We start from the raw sequence: 22,662 nt of genomic DNA on the forward strand, positions 1-22,662 counted from the left end.
TAATAGTATTTGATCAATTCAATATGAACATTTTAACTGAAAGAATAATAGGTTCTCTGCGAGTTAAATGCTGATGCCTCTGACCCTCAGACTTGCTCTCCGTGACTGGGACTACATGACACCTCTGGTGCTTGGCGACGTTCGGTCTCCTCGCCTCGACATCAAGGTCGATCGCGTCGGCACTCTCATCTCAAACGTCGCCGTCGATCCATCCTACGACGCTGCGGAGATGTCCTTCAGCCGTTATGCGCAGCTGCGGCACGATGGCAAAGACACTGTCGTTGGGATGCCGAACTTCATCATGCGCGGCTTCCGCCACCGGTGCATCATCACCACCGAGAAAAGCTCGATCCGCAAGCTCTCTGATCTCCGCGGGAAGAAGATCGGCGTGACAGGCTGGCGGGACTCCGGTAACACCTGGACCCGCGCCGCCATCCGCCGCGAAGGCGTCGGGATCGAAGACGCCATGTGGTATGCTGGCCGCCTGACTGAGGCTCATCCCATCATGGACCGGCTTGACGGTTTCGGTCGCCCGGGCCGCATCGAAGCCGCTCCCGGCGAACGCCCCATGGTGGAGCTTCTGGAGAACGGCGGCCTTGATGCCGTCCTCACTCCCTTCATGCCGCCAGGGTTCTTCGACCAAGGCTCACCCTTCCGACAGGTGCTCGACGACTTCAGAGCGTCTGAAGTCGCCTACTTCCATGACGTCGGTTATGTGCCGGGCATGCATCTGATCGGTTTCAAGGCCGAGATTGTACAGGAGCATCCATGGGTTATGGACGAACTCAGCGATCTGATCGACGCATCTCAACGCATGTGGCTGCAGAAGCGTGAAAAATACGCCGATACGACGCCCTGGATGATCGACGAGCTACGTCGCTGCGCCACCGATTTGCCGCCCTCCTGGAATAACAGCGGACTTGAGGCGAACGGGAAAATGATCGGCGACTTCGCCACCGAGCTTTACGAGCAGAAGATTCTGCCGCGGTTGCTGACGCCCGCCGAACTCTTTCCCTGGCACGCAAATCCGAAGTGAGAATTTTGACAGCGTTACCCATGAACTGAACGTTTTTCAAACCGAAAGGGCCCGTCGCATGCACTCGAAAATGATCGCTTCCATCACCATAGCTGCCTTGATGCTTGCAAGCCCTGTTCTTGCCCAGGACGCTGCTGTCCCGAAGCAGAGTGTGAACGAGCAATTGCGGGCACGTCTGCCCGAGGCCATCCGGACCGAAGGCAAGATGATCTCGGTCAACAATGGTTCCTTCCCTCCCTATGAGATCGTCACTGGCACCGAGATGACCGGCGCCAGCAATGATCTGACAGACGCAATCGGCCAAGTTCTGGGGGTCAAGATCGAGCACGCCACGGTCGGCGGCCTGCCCGCGCTGCTCGCTGGCATCAATTCAGGGCGCTACCAGTTCGCGTTCGGCCCTATCGGCGACTTCAAGAGCCGCGAAGAAGCCAATGACTTCGTCGACTGGGTCCAGGAATTCGTCGTCTTCGCCGTCCAGAAGAGCAACCCCAAGAGCATCACCTCGTTGGACAGCGCCTGCGGCAATCGCATCGCTGTCATGGCGGGCGGCTCCGCCGAACGTGTGATCCAAGTTCAGGCCGAGAAGTGCAAGGCCGACGGCAAGGAAGCCCTCACGGTTCAGTCCTACACCGACCAGCCGAGCTCGATCCTCGCCGTTCGGTCGAAGCGAGCCGATGCTTTCTTCTCCTCCCAGGCCCCTCTCACCTACTTCGTGTCCCAAGCCAACGGACAGCTTGAACTGACGGGCGTCGGTCAGAAGAACGGCTTCGAGGATCTCTATCAGGGTGCCGTTGTGCCAAAGGGCTCGCCGCTCGGGCCGCTGCTGCTCGATACCATCAAGGTCCTGATGAGCAACGGAACCTATGCCGCGATCATGAAGAAATGGGGCCTCGAGAACAACATGATCAAAGAGCCCGGCATCAATCTCGGTGGGATCCTTCCGAAATGACGCAGCTTCATCTGACGAGCGCATCGCCCTCCGGCGATGCGCCCTTCCGGGACGTAGTAACGGCGCACGCCCCCTTCCGTACAGGGCGTTTGATCCTCTGGGCCCTGATCGTCCTCATCGCCGTGGATTTCGCTTGGATCGTCGCGAACAATGAAAATTTCGGCTGGCCTGTCGTCGCTGCCTATTTCTTCAATCCGACGGTTATCAGCGGCCTCTATGTGAGCCTTGGACTGACTGTCGTTGCCATGGCGCTCGGCACGATCCTCGGTCTGGGGCTCGCCATCGCGCGCATGTCGAAGGATCGCCTGGCGAACTCGTTCGCATCACTGTTCATCTGGTTCTTCCGGGGCACGCCGCTGCTCGTGCAGCTGATCTTCTGGTACAATCTCTCGACCTTGTTTCCTCAACTCTCGATTGCGATTCCCTTCGGTCCGACACTTGCAAGCTGGGACACGAATTCGGTGATCACGCCGATGACGGCGGCAATCGTCGGATTGGCGCTCAACGAGGCTGCCTACATGGCGGAAATCATCCGCGGCGGTCTTCTTTCCGTGGATCGCGGGCAGACCGAAACAGCCGAGGCTTTCGGCATGACGAGGGCGCGTGCTCTGTGGCGCATCATTATTCCGCAGGCCATGCGTTCGATCGTGCCGCCGACCGGCAACCAGCTCATCAGCATGATCAAGGCTACCTCCCTCGTTAGCGTGATCGCGATGGCCGATCTGCTCTACTCCGTGCAGTCAATCTATAACCGCACCTTCGAAATCGTCCCGATGCTGCTTGTGGCGGTCATCTGGTACCTCCTCATCACGTCTGTCCTCAACATTGGGCAGAGCTATATCGAGGCCTATTACGGCCGGAGCGACCGCCGAAACGGAGCCGCCGAGAAGCCGGCTCCCACCGGCACTACTGTTCAGGAGGCAACCCATTGAATGCCGTCCAGACCGTGAACCCTCTCGTTCAGGTACGAGATGTTCACAAGTCCTTCGATCAGCTGGAAGTGCTGAAAGGCATCGACCTCGACATCATGCCGGGTGAGGTCGTTGTGATCCTCGGCCCTTCCGGCTCAGGAAAATCGACGCTCCTGCGCTGCATCAACCACCTGGAAGCCATCAACAAGGGCTATATCGCGGTGGACGGCGAGCAGATCGGCTACCGGCTCCGCAAGGATCGCTTGGAAAAGCTCTCGGCGAATAGCATCGCGCGCCAGCGCCGGCAGATCGGCATGGTGTTCCAGCAGTTCAACCTCTACCCGCATATGACGGTGCTGCAGAACATCATCGAGGCACCTGTGGGCATCCACGGTGAAAGTCGTCCGGAAGCCACCCGAAACGCCTTGAAGCTGCTGGAGCGGGTCGGCCTGTCGGAGAAGGCCGACAATTATCCACGCCAGCTATCCGGCGGGCAGCAGCAGCGCGTCGCGATCGCGCGCGCGTTGGCGATCAAGCCAAAACTGATGCTGTTCGATGAACCTACATCGGCGCTGGATCCCGAATTGGTTGGCGAAGTGCTGGCGGCCATGCGCGATCTTGCCAAACAGGGGCTTACGATGATCGTTGTCACTCACGAGATCGGCTTCGCCCGTGAGGCGGCCGACCGGGTGGTCTTCATGGATGGTGGCAAGGTCGTCGAAATGGGCAGCCCAGAGGATGTGATCGGCAACCCGCAACATCCTCGCACGAAGGCATTTCTGTCGCGCTTTCTATAGTCATCGACCGACAACCTTTCCTCGAAGCCATTCAACCACAGACACCGCGGTAAAATCATGCTCAACGACAACGTTTTCGCCAAGGTCTCGGACTTCCAAGCCATGGAAGCGGAGCTCACCGGCATCCGCCACTATCTCCACTCCAACCCGGAACTCTCCTGCGAGGAGGCAGAAACGGCACGTTTCGTTGCCGAGAAACTCGAGAGCTGGGGCTACGAGGTCACCCGCAACGTTGGCGGCCACGGCGTTGTCGCCCGTCTCACCGCAGGCACCGGCAAGAAGGGTATCGCCATCCGTGCCGACATGGATGCTCTTCCCATCACGGAAGAAACCGGCCTGACCTATGCAAGTCAAAATCTCGGCAAGATGCATGCCTGCGGCCATGACGGACATACGACAGTGCTGCTGGGTGCAGCCGAGTACCTTTCCCGCACCCGTCGCTTCGATGGTACCGTAACGCTGATCTTCCAACCTGCCGAGGAGGCTGGAAAATTCAGCGGTGCCCGGGCTATGATCGCCGACGGTCTGTTCGAGCGCTTTCCCTTCGACGCGATCTTCGGCCTGCACAACCATCCCGGCGCACCGGAAGGCAACATCCTTCTGCGCCCTGGGCCGATGATGGCCTCGGCCGATACCGTCAATATCATCATCAGGGGAATTGGCGGTCACGCCTCGCGCCCCCACCTTACCATCGACCCCGTGGTGATCGCCTGCAACCTCGTCGTCTCGCTTCAGACCATCGTGTCGCGGAATGTCGATCCAACCCAGACTGCGGTCGTTACCGTCGGGACGATCCATGCGGGCAACGCTGTCAACGTGATCCCGGAATATGCGAAACTCGCGCTCAGTGTCCGATCCTTCGATCCAAAGATTCGCGATCTCCTCCGGGCGCGCATCGTCAAGCTTACGCAGTCCGTCGTCGAAGGGCACGGCGCTACCGCCGAGATCGATTACGAGAGTGGGTATCCGGTGGTCGTCAACTCCGAGGCGGAGACGAACTTCGCCCGTGGAGTCGCAGAGGAACTGATCGGACCGGAACGAGTTTCAACCTGCCACCTCATTCCGGGAAGTGAAGATTTCGCCTATTTTCTCGAACACAAGCCAGGAAGCTTCCTGCGCCTTGGCAATGGCCTGAATTCCGCAATTCTGCATAGCTCTAAATACGACTTCGCCGACGGCAGCTTGACCACCGGAGCCGCGCTTTGGGCTCGGTTGGTGGAGCGCTATCTCGCCTCATAGCGTTTCTACAAGAAACCTTACTTCTGCTGCCAAACTCTGACCAGCGTTGGCTTAACCGACTCTGTGTGGGTCGCCGGTGAGAGCGCGTGTTCGGCAACGAGCGATCTTTCCCGTCCTAGCTTCATGATCGGATGCCGCGAGGTCGCTGTGGACCAGCTAGTCATGTTGGTCCGGGGATGTATTGAACTATGCGGGAAGCACCATAAGAATCTCGATATTGCTAAAGAAGTTGGCATTGGATCAGGAGCCGAGATTGACTGTCCTTTAGGAACGTCCGGTTCCATGAGGATTGCTGCCTTCAAGCTTTGGACTCAGGTGTGCCAGAAGCCGCCCTTCGCTGGAGAGGCCGACTGGAAGGGTCGAGCTGCCTTTGGCACCCTGCTCCGGGCAGGCTGGGGGGAGGTCCGTGGGAGCGCCAAGGCGCAAGGTCGCTCAATTGCCTCTTGAGTTGACGTCTTCCCGCCCTTACAGGTTGAGGACCAGGCCGGGCCCCTCTGGCAGTTCCGAAGAACTGCGATGTCGGACTGGATGTCCAATCGGGTGCCCGGCTCATGGCGTTCTGCCGACCATAACTTGCCTCTCAACGTCGTCCGTCTCCAGCGAGGCTGATGCGGCGTGGATCTTTGTGCGGTCCCCCCAGACGGCATGGCGGCTGCCCCTGTTCATGCAAACGGGAGCCACATGAGCGAATTTTTCACCACAGAAGCCCTCTCCGCCCTCCTCCAGGTCATCATGATTGACCTGGTGCTTGCGGGAGACAACGCCATCGTCATCGGTCTGGTCGCCGCCGGCCTGCCCAAGGAGCAGCGCGCCAGAGCGATCCTGATCGGCATTATCGCCGCTACGGTTCTGCGCATCGGATTTGCCGCCGCAACGACCCAACTCCTGCAGATTGTCGGCCTTCTGCTGGCCGGCGGCATCCTGCTGCTCTGGGTGTGCTGGAAGATGTGGCGCGAGCTGCGCACCAGCCACGCGGAAGAGATCCAGGGTGAGGAAGCTCTGGAGGGACGAGACCTCGACCAGGACGGCATGATCGCCGGCGCAGCCCCGCGCAAAACCTTCGCCCAGGCCGCCTGGCAGATTGTCATTGCCGACGTGTCCATGTCCCTCGACAACGTGCTGGCGGTGGCAGGCGCCGCCCGCGAGCACCCCAACGTGCTGATCTTCGGGCTTATTCTGTCGATTGCCCTCATGGGCGTGGCCGCGAGCTTCATCGCCCGCCTGCTCCAGAAGCATCGCTGGATTGCCTATGTGGGCCTCGCCATCATCCTCTATGTGTCCGTCGAGATGATCTACCGCGGCGCTCTTGAGATCTGGCCGCTTATCAATGGTGCATAGCCCAGTGGCGTAACGAGGTGGCTCGCCTCACTCCAGAAGCGAGCCATCACATCAACCTGTTGCTCACCTGATCTTTAGGATCCATGAGATGTCCGCTGCAAGCCATCCATGGCGTTAGCTGCCGTGAGGGACGCGGCCAGACACCTCAAATTCTGCAGCGATTTCTGAACAGATATTGGCCACCATCAGCGATGTTGCGCCCAGTCCTTAAATTGGCGGACGGGCTCCCCAGCGGCCGCATTGTCCAGGCGCGGGATATACCGGCTAGCGATGAGTTCCGCCTCCTGCAGCCGCGCCGCAATCAAGGTTGTCCAAAAGCCATAGCTTCTCTCACTGGAGCGAAGAGCCTTCTGCTGTTGGAGTTGAACTGACTTACGATGAAGATTAGCCAACGAATGGCGAAGTAGAGCGATGATCGTCAAGGAACAGACTCCTTACTGGAATTCTAAAGGTCCTTGAGCGTTTCCTCCGGTTTATATGGCTGTTCACCTAATCGTTCAAAACAGGCAAAGCTGCATGTTCGTCATGCAGCCTGTACATAGGAGCAGAGGCCTTTGGCAGTTCTTCTCGTTCCAGCACTGTCCGCCGGGTCTTACAGTCGAATCCACCCGCCATGCGCCAGAACAAGTTGAGGACCGTAGCCCGTCGGCTACGATCCCCGTGCGTATCAGGAATGGTTCTCGAATAGCGGCTTATGAAGCCTTGGCCGTGTAGAGATCGGCGAACTGCTGCCGCAGGACGTTCTTTTGGACCTTACCCATGGTATTGCGGGGCAGATCCTCGACGAAGACGACGCGCTTGGGCAGCTTGAACTTCGCCAGACGGCCTTCAAGCGTCGCCAGGATGGTCTTCTCGTCAACCTCTGCCTCCTTGGAGCGGACAACCACCGCGGTTACCCCCTCGCCGAAGTCCTTGTGCGGGACGCCAATAACCGCGCTCTCGAACACCCCGGGAACGGCATCGATCTCATCCTCGATCTCCTTCGGGTAGACGTTAAAGCCGCCGGTAATCACCAGATCCTTGCCTCGCCCGAGGATGTGCACGTAGCCACGCTCGTCGATCTTGCCGAGGTCGCCTGTGATGAAGAAGCCGTCCGGGCGGAACTCGGACGCCGTCTTCTCCGGCATGCGCCAGTAGCCTTTGAACACGTTCGGGCCCTTCACTTCGATCATGCCGATCTCGTTCGTCGCCAGTTCTTCACCGGTGTCCGGGTTGGTGATGCGGGCCGACACGCCCGGCAACGGCAGGCCGACGGCGCCGGGCACCCGGTCGCCGTCATAGGGGTTGGAGGTGTTCATGTTCGTCTCGGTCATGCCATAGCGCTCAAGGATGGCATGGCCGGTGCGAGCGCTCCACTCGCGGTGCGTCTCGGCCAGCAGCGGCGCCGAGCCCGACACGAACAGGCGCATGCCGGAGGTCGCCTTCCTAGTGAGCCCTGGATGCTGCAGCAGGCGGACGTAGAAGGTGGGCACGCCCATCAGAGCCGTGGCGCGCGACATCAGCCCCAGGATCTCGTCGGCGTCGAACTTCGGCAGGAAGATCATCGACGCGCCGGAGAACAATGTCACGTTGCTGGCCACGAACAGCCCATGGGTGTGGTAGATCGGCAGGGCGTGGATCAGCACATCGTCCGCCGTGAAGCGCCAGACCTCCTTCAGCGTCAGGGCATTCGAGACGAGGTTGTCGTGGGTGAGCATGGCGCCCTTGGAGCGCCCGGTCGTACCCGAAGTATAAAGGATCGCAGCGAGGTCGTCGCCCGCTCTCTCCACCGTTTCAAACGCATCAGGGGCCTTGGCTGCGGCATCCATCAGCGAGCCCTGCCCTTTGGCGTCGAGCGCTTCGACGGCTGCTCCCACTCTCAAAGCCAGTTGCTCGATCCCTTCACGTTTGGAAGGATCGCAGACGACGAGCGACGGCTCGGCATCGCCGATGAAGTACTTGAGCTCCGCTAGCGTGTAGGCGGTATTGAGGGGAAGGTAGACAGCACCAGCCCGGACGGTGGCCAGATACAGGACGAGAGCCGGTACCGACTTCTCGACTTGGACCGCAACCCGGTCACCAGGCTTGACGCCGCGTGCGACCAGCACGTTGGCCAGCCGCCCGGACAGCGCGATCAGGTCGGCATAGCTAACTGTTTCACCGACGGGTGCCGTAATGGCGGTCTTCGAGGAATCAGTGATCGAGCGTTCGAGCCGATCGAACAGGTTCGCGTTCATGGCGTGGGCTCCGAAGCGAGGGTCGATGATCGACCTGGTTAAGATATTGTGGGCGATAGCGGTCATGGCGTAGGCACCAGATCGCGGGAGGGCAGATCAGTTCGCAAGGCTTTGCGGACCCCAGGCGAGGCAGCGACCACACCCTTCTCAGCAAAGGCCTCGTGGTTCTTCTCGATCTCGTCGAGGGCGTAGAGGTAGTTGACCATCAGGCCGTGCGACTGCTTCAGGCCCTTGGCGGACACGTCGCCGAGGAAGTTCAAGCGCTCGAGCCGTGCGCCGTTGCCGAGATGGAAGCGGGCCACAGGATCGACAGGACGACCTTTAGGATCCTTGGCCTTCAGGAAGTAGTAGGCTGCTGCTGGGAGAAGGGCATCGCGAACCTCCTCCACCTTGCCTGGGTCACTGCTCCAGCCTGGCTCATCAAGGACTGTCAACGCTTCCTTGGCCTTGCCATCCAGGCAGGATGACTCCTCCGTCTTGCGCTCGCGTTCGAGCCAGCGGGCAAAGCCCGGGACCGGCGAGAGGGTCACGAAGGTCTTGAGGTTCGGCAACTCGCGCTTGAGGTTCTCCACCACCTGCTTGATCAGGAAGTTGCCGAATGACACTCCGCCTAAGCCCTTCTGAGTGTTTGAGATCGAGTAGAACACGGCGGTCGTCGCCTCAGTTGCGGCAATCGGGCTGCGCCCTAAGTCGAGCAGCGGACCGATGGCGCCGGGGATCTCCTTGGTCAGCGCGACCTCGACGAAGATCAGCGGCTCGTCGACGAGTTGTGGGTGGAAGAAGCCGTAGCACCGACGGTCGTCCGGCTGGAGGCGGTTGCGCAGGTCATCCCAGTTCTGGATCGCATGCACCGCTTCATAGCGGATGATCTTCTCCAGGATATTGGCAGGCGTGGTCCAGTCGATCGGCCGCAGCACCAGAAACCCCCGATTGAACCAGGATGAGAACAGATGGGTGAAGTCCGCGTCGACGCACTTCAGCTCCGGGTGCTTAGGCAGGTACTCGAGCAGTTCCTCTCGCATCTGCACCAAGGCGGAGGTTCCTCCAGGAGCCAGGTTGAGGCGCCGGATCAGCTCCTGCCTTCTTGGTTCCGCCGCAGCGTGCAGGCTCTCGAGTGCATCCGTACCCTGATCCTGACGCACGGCCTCGATGGCAACCTCGATCCGACGGCGATCGGGACCAAAGCGATCCGCCAGCGCCTGAAGAAACGCGAGACGATCCTCGCCCGGCGCAGCGTTGTAACTCGCCAACAGAGTTTGCGCGAGCGCCACCCCTGAGGCCTCGCCGCGGCGTGAGAGCAGCAACTCGCCGATCGTCGGAAGAGCGTCCTTTGCAACAATCTCCCGCCCCGCCTTCTGACCGAGCAGGGAACGTCCCCGCTCGGTCAGCGTATCTATCAGATCGCTCAGGAAGGCCGGCGCCGCCTCCAACCCTGCCATTGATCGAGAGAGCTTCACATTCATCTCCTTCATCCACACCAGATGACTAGCGTCACAGCACGACAAACAGGGCCCAGACGACAATCGGCGCAACCACGGTCACAATGGCGCCATAAGCCATGAGTTTGCGGAAGAACGCCTCCCGGTCGACGCCCTGGGCATTGGCCAGGACGAGAGCGCCATTGGTCGAGAAGGGGCTCACATCGACGATGGTCGATGCGACAGCCATGGCGGCAATGAAGCCGATCGGGCTTACGCCGGTTCCCGATTGCAGGAATGGGACGGCGAGCGGGATAAGAGATCCAAGGACCGCTGTCGAGGAGGCAAAAGCGGAGACGACCGCGCCGATGAAGCACAGCAGGAGTGCAGCCAGCATTGGGGACGCCAGTCCGGCCACGCTGTCGCCGACGAAGGAGATGGTGCCCATCTTCTCGAGCACGACCACGTAGGTGCTCACGCCGGTGATCAGCATGATCTCCGGCCACGAGACCTGACCCATGGCACGCTTCTGCAGGTTCGGTGCGATGAGGGAAAGTCCCAGGCCAATCGTGATCGCCACGAAGCCGATGTCGAGATTGAAGGCCAGGGTGAGCACCGCCAGCAAAAGGATACCCGCAAGTGTCAGCACCCGATACCAGTGCGGCCCCTCAGCCGGCTTGTCGGTGACACCACCGGTTGCGAGTGGATCGTCGCGATGACCGCTCAACATCCTTTCTTCAGTCAGTGCCTCCGACTCGGCATCGCCATAGACTTGGGGGCCAGCCTGCGGGACAGTCACAGCAACGGGAGGAATGGCGAGTGCCAGATTGCCAACTGTACCCGCAACTGCGGCAGGGGCTCTTGATGCCGGAGGCTGTGCAGCAGTCGCAGCATTAGCTGTCGCTTGACCTGCCGACACATCCGCCCGGGCCTGGAGCAACCTGCGACCGCCGAGTGCGAAGAAGAGTAGAACAGCAACGGCCAGGTTGACGCCAAAGCTCGCCAGAAACGTCACAATCTCGTTGAGCGGCAGGCCGGCCTTGGCCACGACCCGGTTGGTGATGCCGCCATAGATGCTGATCGGCGAGAACCCGCCGGCCTGAGCCCCATGGACGACCATCAGGCCCATGAGCAGCGGATTGATACTGTATTTGAGAGCAAAGCCGAGCGCGATCGGCGCGATGATCGCAACCGCGCCCGGGCTGACAGCGCCAACCGATGTCAGAACCGCAGAGATCCCGAACATGATCCAGGGGATCGCCACAATCCGGCCCCGCACGCCCCGGACCGCCAAGCGGACAAGCCAGTCGATGGTGCCATTGTTCTGAGCAATGGCGAAGAGAAAGGTGATCCCGACGAGGGTCAGGAACAGACCGCCGGGAAAGCCCGCGATGATGGCGCTGGTGGTCTGGCCGGCCACCAGGGTTCCAACCAGGAAGGCCCCGACGAAGGCCAGCACCCCCATGTTGATCGGCAGGATGGTGGCGACAACGAACATCGCCACGAGAGCGTAGATTGAGATCAGCTGTGGTGACATGGCACCCGCTCCTCTGTTTCCTCCTCTGCGTCGGGTGGACGAGTGGTTTAGACCGACTCGCGGGGATTGCGCAGGTGGACCCCTCCTTGCCCTTGCCTGAGAGACTGCGCGCGTTTGCATTAGGCGTCAACTGTCTTGTATACAATAGATACCTTGTAAGATTATATGTATCTAGTTTAGGATGCTCGTGAGTGGGACATGTGAGATGAGACGCGCTCAAGCCTTAAGGGACGCCCTCGAACAGGACATTGTAACGGGCAAGTTTCGCCCTGGTGATCGGCTTGACGAGCAGAGCCTCGCAGCTCGTTTCGAGGTATCCCGGACCCCGATCAGGGAAGCCCTGATGCAGCTTGCCTCGACCGGACTGGTTGAATTGCAGGCAAGACGAGGCGCCTTCGTTGCCTCTCTCAGCTTCAAAGACGTCGTTGAACGGTTCGAGGTCATGGCCGCTCTCGAGGGCATGTGCGGGGCCCTGGCGGCCCGGCGGATCACCGAGCCCATGCAGAAGGAGCTCGAGAAAGCGCACGAAGACTGCGTTCGGGAGGCATCGCAAGAGAACGCTGATGCCTACTACTATGCGAACGAACGTTTCCACCACGTCATCTACGAAGCCTGCCAAAACGCGTTTCTGGCGGAGCAGGCGCAACACCTTCATGCCCGCCTCAAGCCCTATCGCCGGCTCCAGCTCCGGGCCCGCAGCCGGGTGGCGAATTCACTGGCGGAGCACCAAGGCATTGTGGAGGCCATCCGTGCTGGGGACAGCGAGCAAGCGGAGCGTCTCCTTCGGGAGCACATCCTGATCCAGGGCGAACGCCTTGCCGACTTTATCGCAAGTTTCGATCGAGCCGCCTAGCCGCCGATTAGCGTTGAAGAATTCTGACAGATTCAGATTGCTGCGGAGTGTCGCGCACGAGAACCGAGGAGAATACGAAGGATGTCTCCTGACCTGCTCTCTCGCCGCACGATTGCCTTCGTCAACATCGCACACGCGCTCGATCATTTCGTCATTCTGATCTACCCAACGGCTGTGATCGCCATCGCGGCCGAGCGGCAACTGTCTTATGCCAGCCTCATCGGCCTCTCGACCGGCGCCTTCGTGGCCTTTGGCCTGTTCTCACTCCCGATGGGCTGGATCGCAGATCGTTTAGGGCGCCGCAACCTGCTGGCGATCTTCTTTGGGGGATGCGGGATTGCGTGCCTGGGGCTTTCGACCGCGAACTCTCCGGTCATGTTCGGCATCTGGCTCTTCGTGCTCGGGGTGTTCTCCGCGATCTATCATCCGATCGGCTCGACGATGCTGGTCACCCATACATATCAGCTTGGACGGGATCTCGGCATCAATGGGGTATGGGGCAATCTCGGTGCGGCCTTCGCCTCGGGAATGACAGCCCTTCTGGCCACGACCCTCGGCTGGCGCGCGGCTTTCATTCTGCCCGGACTTGTTTGCCTAGGCGCCGGCATCGCGTTTGTCAGCCTGGTGCCCGGTGACGGAGATCCTCATGGCAAACCTGGCAGCGCTCATGCTGTCATCCCGGTGACACGCCCGATGACGCTCTTCCTGTTGTTCGCGACGGCGATCGTGGCCGGCGGCATGACCTTCAACATTACGACCATCGCGCTCCCCAAGATCATCGACGAGCGCATTGGTACCGCCTTGCCGCTGGTCCTGATCGGATCCCTGGCTACACTCGTGTTCGTCTTCGGGGCGTTGACGCAGCTCCTGATGGGGCGCCTCGTCGACAGGTTTACTTTGCCGCGGATCTTCGTTGGGCTGTCGATCCTTCAACCGCTTGGGCTTGGGCTCGCCGCTCTGATGGGTGGGATCCCCATGCTGGCCGGACTGGTCCTGGCGATGGCAGCGATCTATGGGCAGGTCGTCGTCAACGATGCGATGGTTGCCCGCTACGTCCCGACCCAGTACAGGGCCAGGGCATTCAGTGTCCGTTATTTCCTCGGCTTCACGACAAGCGGCTTGGCGGTCCCACTCATCGCGCTCTTCTACGGGATGAACGGCTTCACCCTTGTCCTGGGCGCAGCAGCCACTTTTGGAATGGTCATCTTTCTCTGCTCAATTTGCTTTCTGCTCGCTGCTCAGGCATCCCCACAATCATCGAGCCTTCCCGCGGCGTAATGCCTGAGGGCCATTCCCAGTGCCTTCGTTAATCCTTGTGCAATCCGCGATACAGCGCTGGTGCTGCTGCAACGAGGAAGATGGAGCGGAAGACATGGCAGCAGACGACGAAGGCGACCTCGATGCCCATGGCAAAGGCGACGATCGTCATTTCGGCGATTCCACCGGGCGCGAAGGCGAGAAGGAGGGCTGGCACGGACGCCTCGACGAATGTCGAGCACAGGCCCGCTGCAGCGAGAGCCGCCAGCAGCATGATTGACGTCCAGGCAAGTCCCTGCACGACCGAGGTGCGGACCTCGTGCCATTGGACACCGGCAAAGCGGGAACCCGCGACGCAGCCGATGACCACCTGCACGAGGGCGACAAGCCAGGACGGTGGCGGGAGATGCGTCAAGCCCGTGCCATGCACGAAAGCGCTCAGGATCAACGGCACAACCATGACACCACCGACCACCTTAAGCGGACGTCCGATGACGTAGCCAACGGCGGCGCATCCCAATAGGACCAGCCAATCCAGCGCGGAAAATACCTCTGGCGCGTGGGCAGTGCCGGACTTCCCGCCACCTTCCAGATCAAAGATGAGGCGGACGACGAACGGCACCAGGAAGACGACCGTGATGATCCTGGTGGAATGAATGAGCACGAGCTGACGGATGTTGCCCCCGTACTGTGCTCCGAGGAGCGTCAGCTCACTCAATCCCCCGGGTGTCGAGGCAAAGAAAGCTGTTGTCCTGTCGAAGCCGCAGAAGCGAGTAAAGAACACCCGACCCGCCAGCGTGATGAGCACGAGAAACGCGACCAGGGGGAGGATCGCCTGCCACCAATGCACCATGGAGCGTGCGACCTCCACGGTGAAGGCGCTTCCGGCCATGACTCCAATGATGGGACGGGCGGCATTGCGGGCGGCACTAGGCAGTTTCCAATCAAGTCCGACCATGGCGATGATGGCAGCGGCTGTCAGCGAACCGAGCGTCCACGGAAGCGGGAAGCCCAAGCCCTTAAAAATGGCTCCACCTATACAACCCGAGCCAAAGGCGAGCAGGGCTCGGATGGCAGGAGTGCCGCCAAGTTTACCCATCATCTTCGGACACCTGCTCCCCAAACCGAACCGCTTCAGGCAGTGGAGTGCCCGTCCGCCGTATTGCCCGCCTCGCCCTGCCCTTCCCTTCCCACCTCTACCGAGAGGCGGGATCGGAGCAGGCCGTTGATCAGATCGTTTGACCGGGCAAACCGGTTCAGGATCGCGCCGCTTCGACGGCTTGATCCTTCCGAGGATCGTAATCCGCGAGCGAAGTGTCGTACTTCGCCATCGCCTCGGCGGGCAGGAAGGCGCGCTCGATCTCCACGACGGCCGGGAACCCGGTCAGGCTCAAATAGCCTAGGGTCGAGCGGCCCGTTGCGGTTTCCGATGCCATGAAATCGTTGAACGCATCCGCGCCCCGCTGCCGGCAGTCGTCCAGGAACCGCTCCATCATGATCTGCGCGACCTTGGCAACCGAGATGTTGTAGGTCGCAACGCCCATCTCGGCATACTCGGCATGTGAGAGCAACGGTCGCACAGCGCCGGCATTGATATAGATGGGTGTGCCAGGAAATGCTTCCATGACCCTGCGCATCTCCTCACGGGTCTGAAGCGCCACGACCATCAGCATATCGACCCCAGCCGTCAGATAGGCCTCGCAGCGGCGAAGCACTTCGTCGACACTTCCGCCGACGGCAGCTCTAGAGTCGGTGCGAGCAATCACAACCACGTCGGGATCAAGTTTGTCGCGTTCAGCCACGGCTGCGCGGTACTTGCCGACGGCCTCAGGTATCGGGACCACCTCGACTCCCGCCGTGAAGCCGCAGCGCTTCGGGAAGACCTGATCCTCCAGGAAGAAGCCCGCAACACCAGCTGTGATGAACTCGTGCACGGCCCGCGTCGTATTGATGACGTTCCCAAACCCCGTCTCGCAATCCGCGACCACCGGGATCGAGACGGACTGGCAGATGCGCCGGAGATTGTCGACAGCCTCCGTCAGCGTCATCAGGCCCGCGTCCGGCAGGCCGACGATCGTCGCCGCGGCCTGCGATCCCGAATGGAAGAACAGGCGGAAACCTGCCGCCTCCGCCAACTGGGCATGGTGCGGCGTCGCGCCGGAAATCGCGCAGATCGGATGGGCCTCCTCTCGAAGCTGCCGCCGCAGTTCCGTGCTCATACGGCCTTCAATGACCCTTGGCCTGAGATGCATGGACGAACTCCCTCACGTTTAACAACCGATGTGGCTTCAGGACCAAGAAACCCAAGACCAAATCATATGTCAACACTTTATGGAAAATATGCCATTTTAGTCGCATTCTGGCCTGTTAAGTTTCAAATGTGTTGACAATCTTATTCGGCTCGATAGTTTTTGAGCAATCGCCGACACGATTTTCAACGATCGGCATCAATCGAAAATCGTGGGAGGAGAAAATGTCGGCACATCGATTACCAGGGACTCTCTTCGGATCCGCCGTCGTCGCGCTCGGCGTGGCGGTTGTCGTTGCTTCACAACAGATCAAGACCGGCTTTGCTTACGACATCGTCGGGCCGGCCATGTTCTCCAACCTGATTGGCATCGGCCTTACTCTGTCCGGCATCGTCAGCGTGATCAGCACGAGGCGTGCTTCCCTCGAGGACCTGCCCGATCAGCCGAGGCTCAACTTTTGGCCGGTGGGACTGATCTCGGCAGCACTCCTCCTGGAGGCTGCCCTGATCTCTCGCCTCGGCTGGATCCCGGTCGTTGCGACGGTATTCGTGGCCGGATCCTATGCGTTCGGCGATCGCCGCATCCTCTCGAACGCGGTCATCGGCCTCGTCCTCGCCACCGTAATCCTGCTGGTCTTCACCCTCGGGCTCGGGATCGATCTGCCGCTCGGGCCGCTGGAACCGCTCGTCCGGGGCGACCAATGATGGGAGTCAGGTGATGGAAACACTCGCGCTACTTGCCCAGGGCTTCGCTGTCGCCCTCACCCCGGACAACATCATCTGGTCCATCATCGGCGTGACTCTCGGAACTGCGATCGGCGTCCTGCCCGGGATCGGTCCCGCCACCACTGTTGCGATCCTGATGCCCCTGACGGTGGGCCTGCCCCCGGTCTCCGCCTTCATCATGTTCGCCGGCATCTACTACGGCGCACAATACGGCGGCTCGACAACATCGATCCTGCTGAACACGCCCGGCGAGGCTGGGTCGATGATGACGGCTGTAGACGGCAACGCCATGGCGCGTAGGGGACGCGGCGCCCAGGCGCTGGCAACCGCCGCCATCGGTTCCTTCGTCGCCGGCACGATCGGCACGATCGGACTGACCTTCGCCGCCCCGCTCCTGGTGGAGGTGGCGCTCAGGCTGACTGCGCCCGACTACTTCGCACTGATGGTTCTCTCGCTTGCCACCGTCACGACCATGCTGAGCAACCCAACCGGCGGTGGAACGATCGCGTTCGGGATTGCCTCGCTGTTCTTCGGGCTGCTCCTCGGCACGGTGGGCCTCGATCCCCAGACCGGGCAGGCCCGCTTCGCCTTCGGCGTTCCGGAGCTGCTCGATGGCATCGATACGGTCGTCGTAGCGGTCGGGCTGTTTGCCATCGGCGAGACCCTCTACATGGCGGCCACCGACGGCGGCAAGGCCGATAGTCTGCACAAGCTGCGGGGTTCGTTCTGGATGAGCCGCGAAGACTGGAGCCGGTCATGGAAGCCGTGGCTGCGTGGCACGTTCATTGGCTTCCCCATCGGGGCCATCCCGGCCGGAGGCAGCGAGATCCCGACCGTCCTGTCCTATACGCTCGAGAAGAAGCTCAGCAAGAAGCCGGAGGAATTCGGCCTCGGCGCGATCGAGGGCGTCGCCGGTCCCGAGGCCGCCAACAACGCATCGGCCGCGGGTGCCCTGTCGCCGCTGTTGGCGCTCGGCCTTCCCACGTCGAGCACCGCCGCGGTCATGCTTGCGGCCTTCCAGCAGTACGGCCTGCGCCCCGGTCCGCTGCTGTTCGAATCGAACTCGAGCCTGATCTGGGGACTGATCGCGAGCCTCTACATCGGCAACGTCTTCTTGCTCGTCCTCAACCTGCCCATGGCCGGCGTCTGGGTGCGGCTCCTGTCGCTTCCGAAGCCGTGGCTCTATGGCGGCATCCTCGTGTTGTCGTCGCTCGGCGTCTACAGCCTCAACGGCAACGCGGTCGATCTCGTGATCCTGTGGGTCATCGGCATGGTAGGCTTCGTCATGCGGGTCGTAGGCGTACCGATCGTCCCATGTGTGCTGGGGCTTATCCTCGGCCCCCTCATCGAGCAGCAGTTGCGCCGCTCGCTGGCGATCAGCCAGGGTGACTGGACCGTCTTCGTCACGCACCCGATCTCGGCAATCTTCCTGCTGGTGGCAGTTGCGTTCGTTGCAACCCCGATCATTTCCGGCCTGCGAAAGCGGAAGCACCCATCCGCGGTGGGACTTACCCAATGACCAGCCTGCCGCGCGACACTTCGACAATCACTTTCACTGGGAGGACAAGATGACGACGACTCGACGGACGGCCATTATATCGCTTGCGGCTGGCTTCCTTCTCGCAGCAGCGCCCAGCCAGGCGCAGACGATCCGATCCCTCGACATCACCGTGCCGGGCGGCCCCGGTAGCGGGCTCGACCAGGCGGCGCGCGGGATCGAGGAGGCGCTTCGGACCGAAGGAATCAACAACATCAAGGTCAACAACGTGCCGGGCGGTGGCGGCATGATCGCGATCTCCCAATTCGTAACCACCAAGGAAGGCAACAAGAACGCCGTCGTCGTGCAAGGCGCGGGCACGGTCTTCTTCCCGCTCACGAACAAGACGCCCGTCACCCTGGCTGATGTTCGTCCCCTGGCCCGGCTTGCCGGCGAGTACGAGGTGATTGCCGTCCGCCAAGACTCCGACGTCAAGGATTTCAAGGACCTGATGACCCGCTTCAAGGCGAACCCGGGCTCGATTGCCTGGGGCGGCGGTTCTCCGGGATCGACCGAGAACATCTTCTTTGCCCGGCTCGCCAAGATTGCCGGCATGACGCCGAAGCAGGTTAACTTCATCCCGCATCCGAACACGGGCGAAGTCGTCGTCTCGGCACTGAACGGCCAGGCGACTGTCGTCGGCGGTGGATTGCAGGACTTCAAGACCCAGATCGAAGCCAAGAAGCTGCGGCTGCTTGCGGTCGCCTCGCCCGAGCGGCTTCCTGGCGCTGAGGCTCCGACGCTGCGCGAACTCGGCTACGACGTGGTGTTCGCCAACTGGCGTGGGGTTTCCGTCCACAAGAGCCTCGATGACAAGTCGGCAAACGCCCTGGCCGACGTGTTCGCCAAGCTCGTCAAGTCAGCTCACTGGAAAAAAATCCTGAGTGATCGCGGCTGGCTTGACCTGTACCTGACCGAACAGCCCTACCAGGCTTTCATCGCAGACGAGACGCGGCAAGCGAAAGAAATCCTGACCGAACTCGGTCTCGCTACCCAGTGACGCTTTGCGGCGGGCGGTCTTGGACCGTCCGCCGTTATTGGTCTAGGTGTTGACCATTCAGGGCGGATGGTAGCCTTGCCTTTCGGCAGTGGGCTTCCGCCGCTCTGGACTTTCGGGTCAAAGTTGGAGAACGGGCTTGTTCGCCCCAGCCTTCGAGCCGAAGATGCCCAACGCGATGGAACGGCAAGGTTCGTAAGTTATGGATGCCTCTGAAACTCATCTGACCTCTATCAGTGATGCCGCTGAAGCGAGCCAGACGCTGGCCGAGCAACTCTTCCATCGCCTGACTGACGCCATCCTCCAGGGTGAGCTGCCGCTCGGGTCGAAAATCAGCGAGCCGGCACTGGCCCAGCGTTACGGTGTCAGCCGCGGCCCTCTGCGCGAGGCCTTGCACCGGCTGCAAGAGCGTCACCTGATCACCCGCGTTCCGAACCAAGGCCCCCGCGTTGTTGAAGCGACGCCTGAGATGCTGCAGTCGATCTATGGCGTACGCGAAGTCCTTGAGGGCCTTGCCGCTCGCGAGGCAGCGCGGAACATGAGCCCGGAGGACACCGAGGCCCTCGCTGAAGGTGTCAGCCGCCATGAGGCGGAGATCGCCGGTCTTCAGCCGGGCGTTCACAATGCGCTCGGTACCGCCGACCGGGATTTCCACTTCCGGATCGCGCGGGCGAGCAACAACCCCCTCCTGATTGAGTATCTCTGCAATCAGTTCTATCCGCTGCTGAGGCTCTATCGCAGCCGCAGCGACAGCATCGCTCTCAGGAGTCGCGCGCTCGTCGAGCACAAGCGCATCCTTGACGCGATCCAGGACCGAGATCCCGAACTGGCTGAGATCATGATGAGGCGGCACATCCGCAGCGCTGGGGAACGCAGGGCAGAGGCGATGGCCTTCGGTGCGTCCGCTGACCAGCAACCTCGTATCGGCACGCGGCGGCGATCACGGGCCTAAGTTAAAAGCACACAGGTCCCAGAGGATTGCGATGAAAGTGAACGGCACGAACAAAGAGCCTGTTATCCGGACCATCGCGATGCCCTCCGATACCAATCCGGCCGGCGACATTTTCGGTGGCTGGCTGATGTCGCAGATGGACTTGGCGGCCGGCAACGCGGCTGCGCGGCGGGCGCGAGGGCGTTGCGTTACTGTGGCGGTCGACGGCATGGTGTTCCATACCCCGGTTCATGTCGGTGACGAGGTCTCCGTCTTTGCCGATCTGATTTCCACGGGACGCACATCCATGAAGTTCCGTGTTGAGGCTTGGCGCCGTTCCCGCGATGGCGACGAGCAGATCAAAGTGACTGAGGCCGTCTTCACGTTCGTTGCCATCGATAGCGGCTCCCGCCCGCGCCCATTGCCCCCAGGTTGAACTTAATTGACCTAATAGTCGAAATCGCTCTCGCTGATTACCAAAATGAATGGATTACTCGTTCCGGCAGACATGCGCCCCTCTCAAGACATGTCCGGTTGATGTTTGGGCCAGCACAGGATGTGCTATGCAGTGGACCCAAACCGCCGCGATGGCACGCTAAAGGCAAGGGTGTAGGATCATGACGATTGACACGGGTTTGACCAAACTCACAGCCTGTGCGGTTGTCGACCTTCTGCAAAGGGGCGAGATCTCCCCGCTCGATTGCCTCGACGCTCTTGAGGCCCGCACAGCCGTCGTAGACGGTACGGTCAACGCGCTGCCCATCTTGTGCTTTGAGCGGGCCCGCGAGCAGGCTGGCCGGCTGATGCAACGCCCTCTCGGTGAACGGGGCCGTCTGGCGGGACTGCCTGTGCCAATCAAGGACTTGACCGACGTGGCCGGGGTGCGCACCACCCATGGCTCGCCCATCTTCGCGGACTTCGTGCCCGAGGCCTCGGATATCCTGGTCCAGACGCTCGAAGCTGAAGGTGGGGTGATCTATGCCAAGTCCAATACGCCGGAGTTCGGCGCCGGCGGCAACACCTTCAACGAGGTCTTCGGCACCACATTTAATCCATGGAACACAGCACTTTCCGCCGCGGGATCATCGGGTGGGGCCGCGGTCGCACTCGCCACGGGCACAGCGTGGGTAGCGCAGGGATCCGACTTGGGCGGCAGCCTGCGCAATCCGGCCAGCTTCTGCGGCGTGGTCGGCCTGCGGCCGAGCCCCGGCCGCGTTGCCAGCACGCCTAGCGCGAAGATTGACCGGCTCCTCAGCGTGAACGGCCCGATGGGCCGCACAGTGGAGGACACCGCTCTGCTTCTCGATGCCATGACAGGGGAGAGCCCTGGCGATCCCATCTCGTTGCCCAGGACAGAAAGCTTTCTGGCTGCGGCACGCTCGGGGTGGCGACCGGCGCGAGTGGCTTACTCTGCCGACCTGGGTATTACGCCCGTCGACCCGGAGGTCGCCGCCATTTGCCAGGCCGCGGCCCAACGGTTCACGGAGCTGGGTACCATGGTCGAAGAGGCGCATCCCGATCTGACTGAAGCCCATGATGCCTTCCAAGTCCTGCGCGGGATGACGTTTGCCGTCGGCCATGCCAGCCTCTTGCAGAACCATCGGGACAAGATGAAGCCGGAGGTGATCTGGAACATCGAGCAGGGCCTGAACTATTCGATGGCCGATGTTGTCCGGGCGGAGAACCAGCGTGCTACCCTGTTTCGGAGGATGAACGCCTTCTTTGACACTTATGATCTGCTTCTCTGCCCCGCCACGATTGTAGCCGCCTACCCAGCGGGCGAACGCTATGTCAGCGAATGCGCTGGCCACAGCTTCTCGAACTATGTCGAATGGCTGGCCATCGCTTACGCCATCACTCTGACGGCCTCACCGGCTCTCAGCCTTCCCTGTGGCTTTACCCGCGATGGACGCCCTGTTGGATTGCAGATCGTCGGCCGCGCCCGCGCAGAAGGCAGGGTCCTGGCCGGAGCGCGTGCCCTGGAGGATGTTCTCGGGCTGCGAGGCACCACGCCAATTGATCCGCGGCCACAGCGTGCAATGAACCTAACGAGTTAGTCTATCGGCCTCGAATTCCATCCAAGCTTGCTAGCGGCCCTACAGTGGCCGGGCAGGACGCGGCTGCCCCTCGATGCACGAGGATCTGCGAGCCTGCGCCTTGCCATAAACAGGCTGCTGTGCCGGTCCCTGTAAAGGTTATTTTGAGCACAGGAAGGTCCGCTCGGGGTCAGTTTAGGACCTTCGCATCGCGGGCAGACTGGAAGTTTGTACGGCGATTTTCAGGGGCACCCGAGAGATTATCGGGACAGGCTCAAATCTCCCAACTTACCCATCCGCGAGAGCCGAAGTGACCTTATGCAGAGCGGCAGTTGGCTCGCGTATATGCAACAGAAAGACCCACTCGACCGAAATTGCGGTAAGAGGGCTGAGGCCCCTGTCGTCCAGGAACCGGCTCGCTTGTCTCCCCTGCAAATCCGACAACACCGACCATAGGCGGGCCTACCGGCCCCTCTCTTCTTGCGCTGAAATCTGAACTCCATGAGGCGTGTTCTGCGAAGTTACTACCTCCTATCAACAGTTGTGGCAGGATCAATCAGGCATTGTGACAGGACCAGGGTTCGCGCCCGTGCTATCATAGGCTGATGAGGTGCCCCATGAGCGATGCAAGGATGA

Annotated in this window: 20 protein-coding genes; 14 read left to right on the plus strand and 6 right to left on the minus strand. The window is 61.1% G+C overall.

What is annotated here, in order from left to right; translation table 11 throughout:
• The first annotated feature begins 73 nt into the window (after nucleotides 1–73).
• The 6 genes from ACD578_RS17540 to ACD578_RS17565 all read left to right on the plus strand — a co-directional run bounded on the left by ACD578_RS17540 (nucleotide 74) and on the right by ACD578_RS17565 (nucleotide 6,270).
• Entirely contained in the window at nucleotides 74–1,036 is a 963-nt protein-coding gene (locus tag ACD578_RS17540; protein WP_404293918.1) for a nitrate ABC transporter substrate-binding protein, read from the plus strand.
• Between the two features lie 58 nt (nucleotides 1,037–1,094).
• Nucleotides 1,095–1,985, plus strand: a complete 891-nt coding sequence (locus ACD578_RS17545) for an ABC transporter substrate-binding protein (RefSeq protein ID WP_404287005.1) — start codon at nucleotides 1,095–1,097, stop codon at nucleotides 1,983–1,985.
• Nucleotides 1,982–2,917 (plus strand): amino acid ABC transporter permease, encoded by a 936-nt coding sequence (locus ACD578_RS17550; RefSeq protein WP_404287007.1) that lies wholly within the window; start codon nucleotides 1,982–1,984, stop codon nucleotides 2,915–2,917. Before ACD578_RS17545 ends, ACD578_RS17550 begins: the two co-directional genes overlap by 4 nt.
• The gene (locus tag ACD578_RS17555) at nucleotides 2,914–3,693 is read left to right on the plus strand and encodes an amino acid ABC transporter ATP-binding protein (protein ID WP_404287009.1); all 780 of its coding nucleotides are present in this window, start codon (nucleotides 2,914–2,916) and stop codon (nucleotides 3,691–3,693) included. Before ACD578_RS17550 ends, ACD578_RS17555 begins: the two co-directional genes overlap by 4 nt.
• Nucleotides 3,694–3,750: 57 nt before the next feature.
• Nucleotides 3,751–4,932: a M20 aminoacylase family protein gene (locus ACD578_RS17560; protein ID WP_404287011.1), complete on the plus strand. Its 1,182-nt coding sequence runs from the start codon at nucleotides 3,751–3,753 to the stop codon at nucleotides 4,930–4,932.
• Between the two features lie 681 nt (nucleotides 4,933–5,613).
• Nucleotides 5,614–6,270, plus strand: a complete 657-nt coding sequence (locus tag ACD578_RS17565) for a TerC family protein (protein ID WP_404287013.1) — start codon at nucleotides 5,614–5,616, stop codon at nucleotides 6,268–6,270.
• 185 nt (nucleotides 6,271–6,455) lie between these two features.
• On the opposite strand, the gene ACD578_RS17570 is transcribed toward ACD578_RS17565, so the two are convergent.
• From ACD578_RS17570 to ACD578_RS17585, 4 genes are all read right to left on the minus strand, one after another.
• Nucleotides 6,456–6,692 carry a hypothetical protein gene (locus ACD578_RS17570; RefSeq protein ID WP_404287015.1) on the minus strand — a complete coding sequence of 79 codons (237 nt, stop codon included), beginning with the start codon at nucleotides 6,690–6,692 and terminating at the stop codon, nucleotides 6,456–6,458.
• A gap of 270 nt (nucleotides 6,693–6,962) precedes the next feature.
• Nucleotides 6,963–8,486, minus strand: a complete 1,524-nt coding sequence (locus ACD578_RS17575) for a malonyl-CoA synthase (RefSeq protein ID WP_404287017.1) — start codon at nucleotides 8,484–8,486, stop codon at nucleotides 6,963–6,965.
• A gap of 62 nt (nucleotides 8,487–8,548) precedes the next feature.
• Nucleotides 8,549–9,925, minus strand: a complete 1,377-nt coding sequence (locus ACD578_RS17580) for a malonyl-CoA decarboxylase (protein WP_404293920.1) — start codon at nucleotides 9,923–9,925, stop codon at nucleotides 8,549–8,551.
• Between the two features lie 52 nt (nucleotides 9,926–9,977).
• A complete protein-coding gene (locus tag ACD578_RS17585) occupies nucleotides 9,978–11,441 on the minus strand; it encodes an SLC13 family permease (RefSeq protein WP_404287019.1) in 1,464 nt (487 codons plus the stop codon).
• A gap of 205 nt (nucleotides 11,442–11,646) precedes the next feature.
• Here ACD578_RS17585 and ACD578_RS17590 point away from each other — a divergent pair, with 205 nt between their 5' ends.
• Complete coding sequence (locus tag ACD578_RS17590) at nucleotides 11,647–12,294, plus strand: GntR family transcriptional regulator (RefSeq protein ID WP_404287021.1); 648 nt, start codon at nucleotides 11,647–11,649, stop codon at nucleotides 12,292–12,294.
• Nucleotides 12,295–12,375: 81 nt separating this feature from the next.
• Nucleotides 12,376–13,572: an MFS transporter gene (locus tag ACD578_RS17595; protein WP_404287023.1), complete on the plus strand. Its 1,197-nt coding sequence runs from the start codon at nucleotides 12,376–12,378 to the stop codon at nucleotides 13,570–13,572.
• 28 nt (nucleotides 13,573–13,600) lie between these two features.
• Here the strand turns inward: ACD578_RS17595 and ACD578_RS17600 are convergent, their stop codons facing one another.
• Both ACD578_RS17600 and ACD578_RS17605 read right to left on the minus strand, forming a co-directional pair.
• A complete protein-coding gene (locus ACD578_RS17600; RefSeq protein WP_404287025.1) occupies nucleotides 13,601–14,653 on the minus strand; it encodes an AbrB family transcriptional regulator in 1,053 nt (350 codons plus the stop codon).
• Between the two features lie 154 nt (nucleotides 14,654–14,807).
• A complete protein-coding gene (locus ACD578_RS17605; RefSeq protein WP_404287027.1) occupies nucleotides 14,808–15,770 on the minus strand; it encodes an oxaloacetate decarboxylase in 963 nt (320 codons plus the stop codon).
• Between the two features lie 254 nt (nucleotides 15,771–16,024).
• Between ACD578_RS17605 and ACD578_RS17610 the strand changes: the two genes are divergently transcribed.
• The 6 genes from ACD578_RS17610 (at nucleotide 16,025) to ACD578_RS17635 (ending at nucleotide 22,047) form a co-directional block, all read left to right on the plus strand.
• Nucleotides 16,025–16,504 carry a tripartite tricarboxylate transporter TctB family protein gene (locus tag ACD578_RS17610; protein WP_404287029.1) on the plus strand — a complete coding sequence of 160 codons (480 nt, stop codon included), beginning with the start codon at nucleotides 16,025–16,027 and terminating at the stop codon, nucleotides 16,502–16,504.
• Nucleotides 16,505–16,517: 13 nt separating this feature from the next.
• Complete coding sequence (locus ACD578_RS17615) at nucleotides 16,518–18,044, plus strand: tripartite tricarboxylate transporter permease (RefSeq protein ID WP_404287031.1); 1,527 nt, start codon at nucleotides 16,518–16,520, stop codon at nucleotides 18,042–18,044.
• Between the two features lie 49 nt (nucleotides 18,045–18,093).
• A complete protein-coding gene (locus tag ACD578_RS17620; RefSeq protein ID WP_404287033.1) occupies nucleotides 18,094–19,062 on the plus strand; it encodes a tripartite tricarboxylate transporter substrate binding protein in 969 nt (322 codons plus the stop codon).
• A gap of 199 nt (nucleotides 19,063–19,261) precedes the next feature.
• Entirely contained in the window at nucleotides 19,262–20,011 is a 750-nt protein-coding gene (locus ACD578_RS17625; protein WP_404287035.1) for a GntR family transcriptional regulator, read from the plus strand.
• A 31-nt stretch (nucleotides 20,012–20,042) separates the two neighbouring features.
• Complete coding sequence (locus ACD578_RS17630) at nucleotides 20,043–20,426, plus strand: acyl-CoA thioesterase (protein ID WP_404287037.1); 384 nt, start codon at nucleotides 20,043–20,045, stop codon at nucleotides 20,424–20,426.
• A 181-nt stretch (nucleotides 20,427–20,607) separates the two neighbouring features.
• Nucleotides 20,608–22,047 carry an amidase gene (locus ACD578_RS17635; protein WP_404287039.1) on the plus strand — a complete coding sequence of 480 codons (1,440 nt, stop codon included), beginning with the start codon at nucleotides 20,608–20,610 and terminating at the stop codon, nucleotides 22,045–22,047.
• Nucleotides 22,048–22,662 lie beyond the last annotated feature (615 nt).

The organism is Microvirga sp. RSM25 (genome assembly GCF_044784385.1).
In the GTDB taxonomy this organism is placed as follows: domain Bacteria; phylum Pseudomonadota; class Alphaproteobacteria; order Rhizobiales; family Beijerinckiaceae; genus Microvirga; species Microvirga tunisiensis.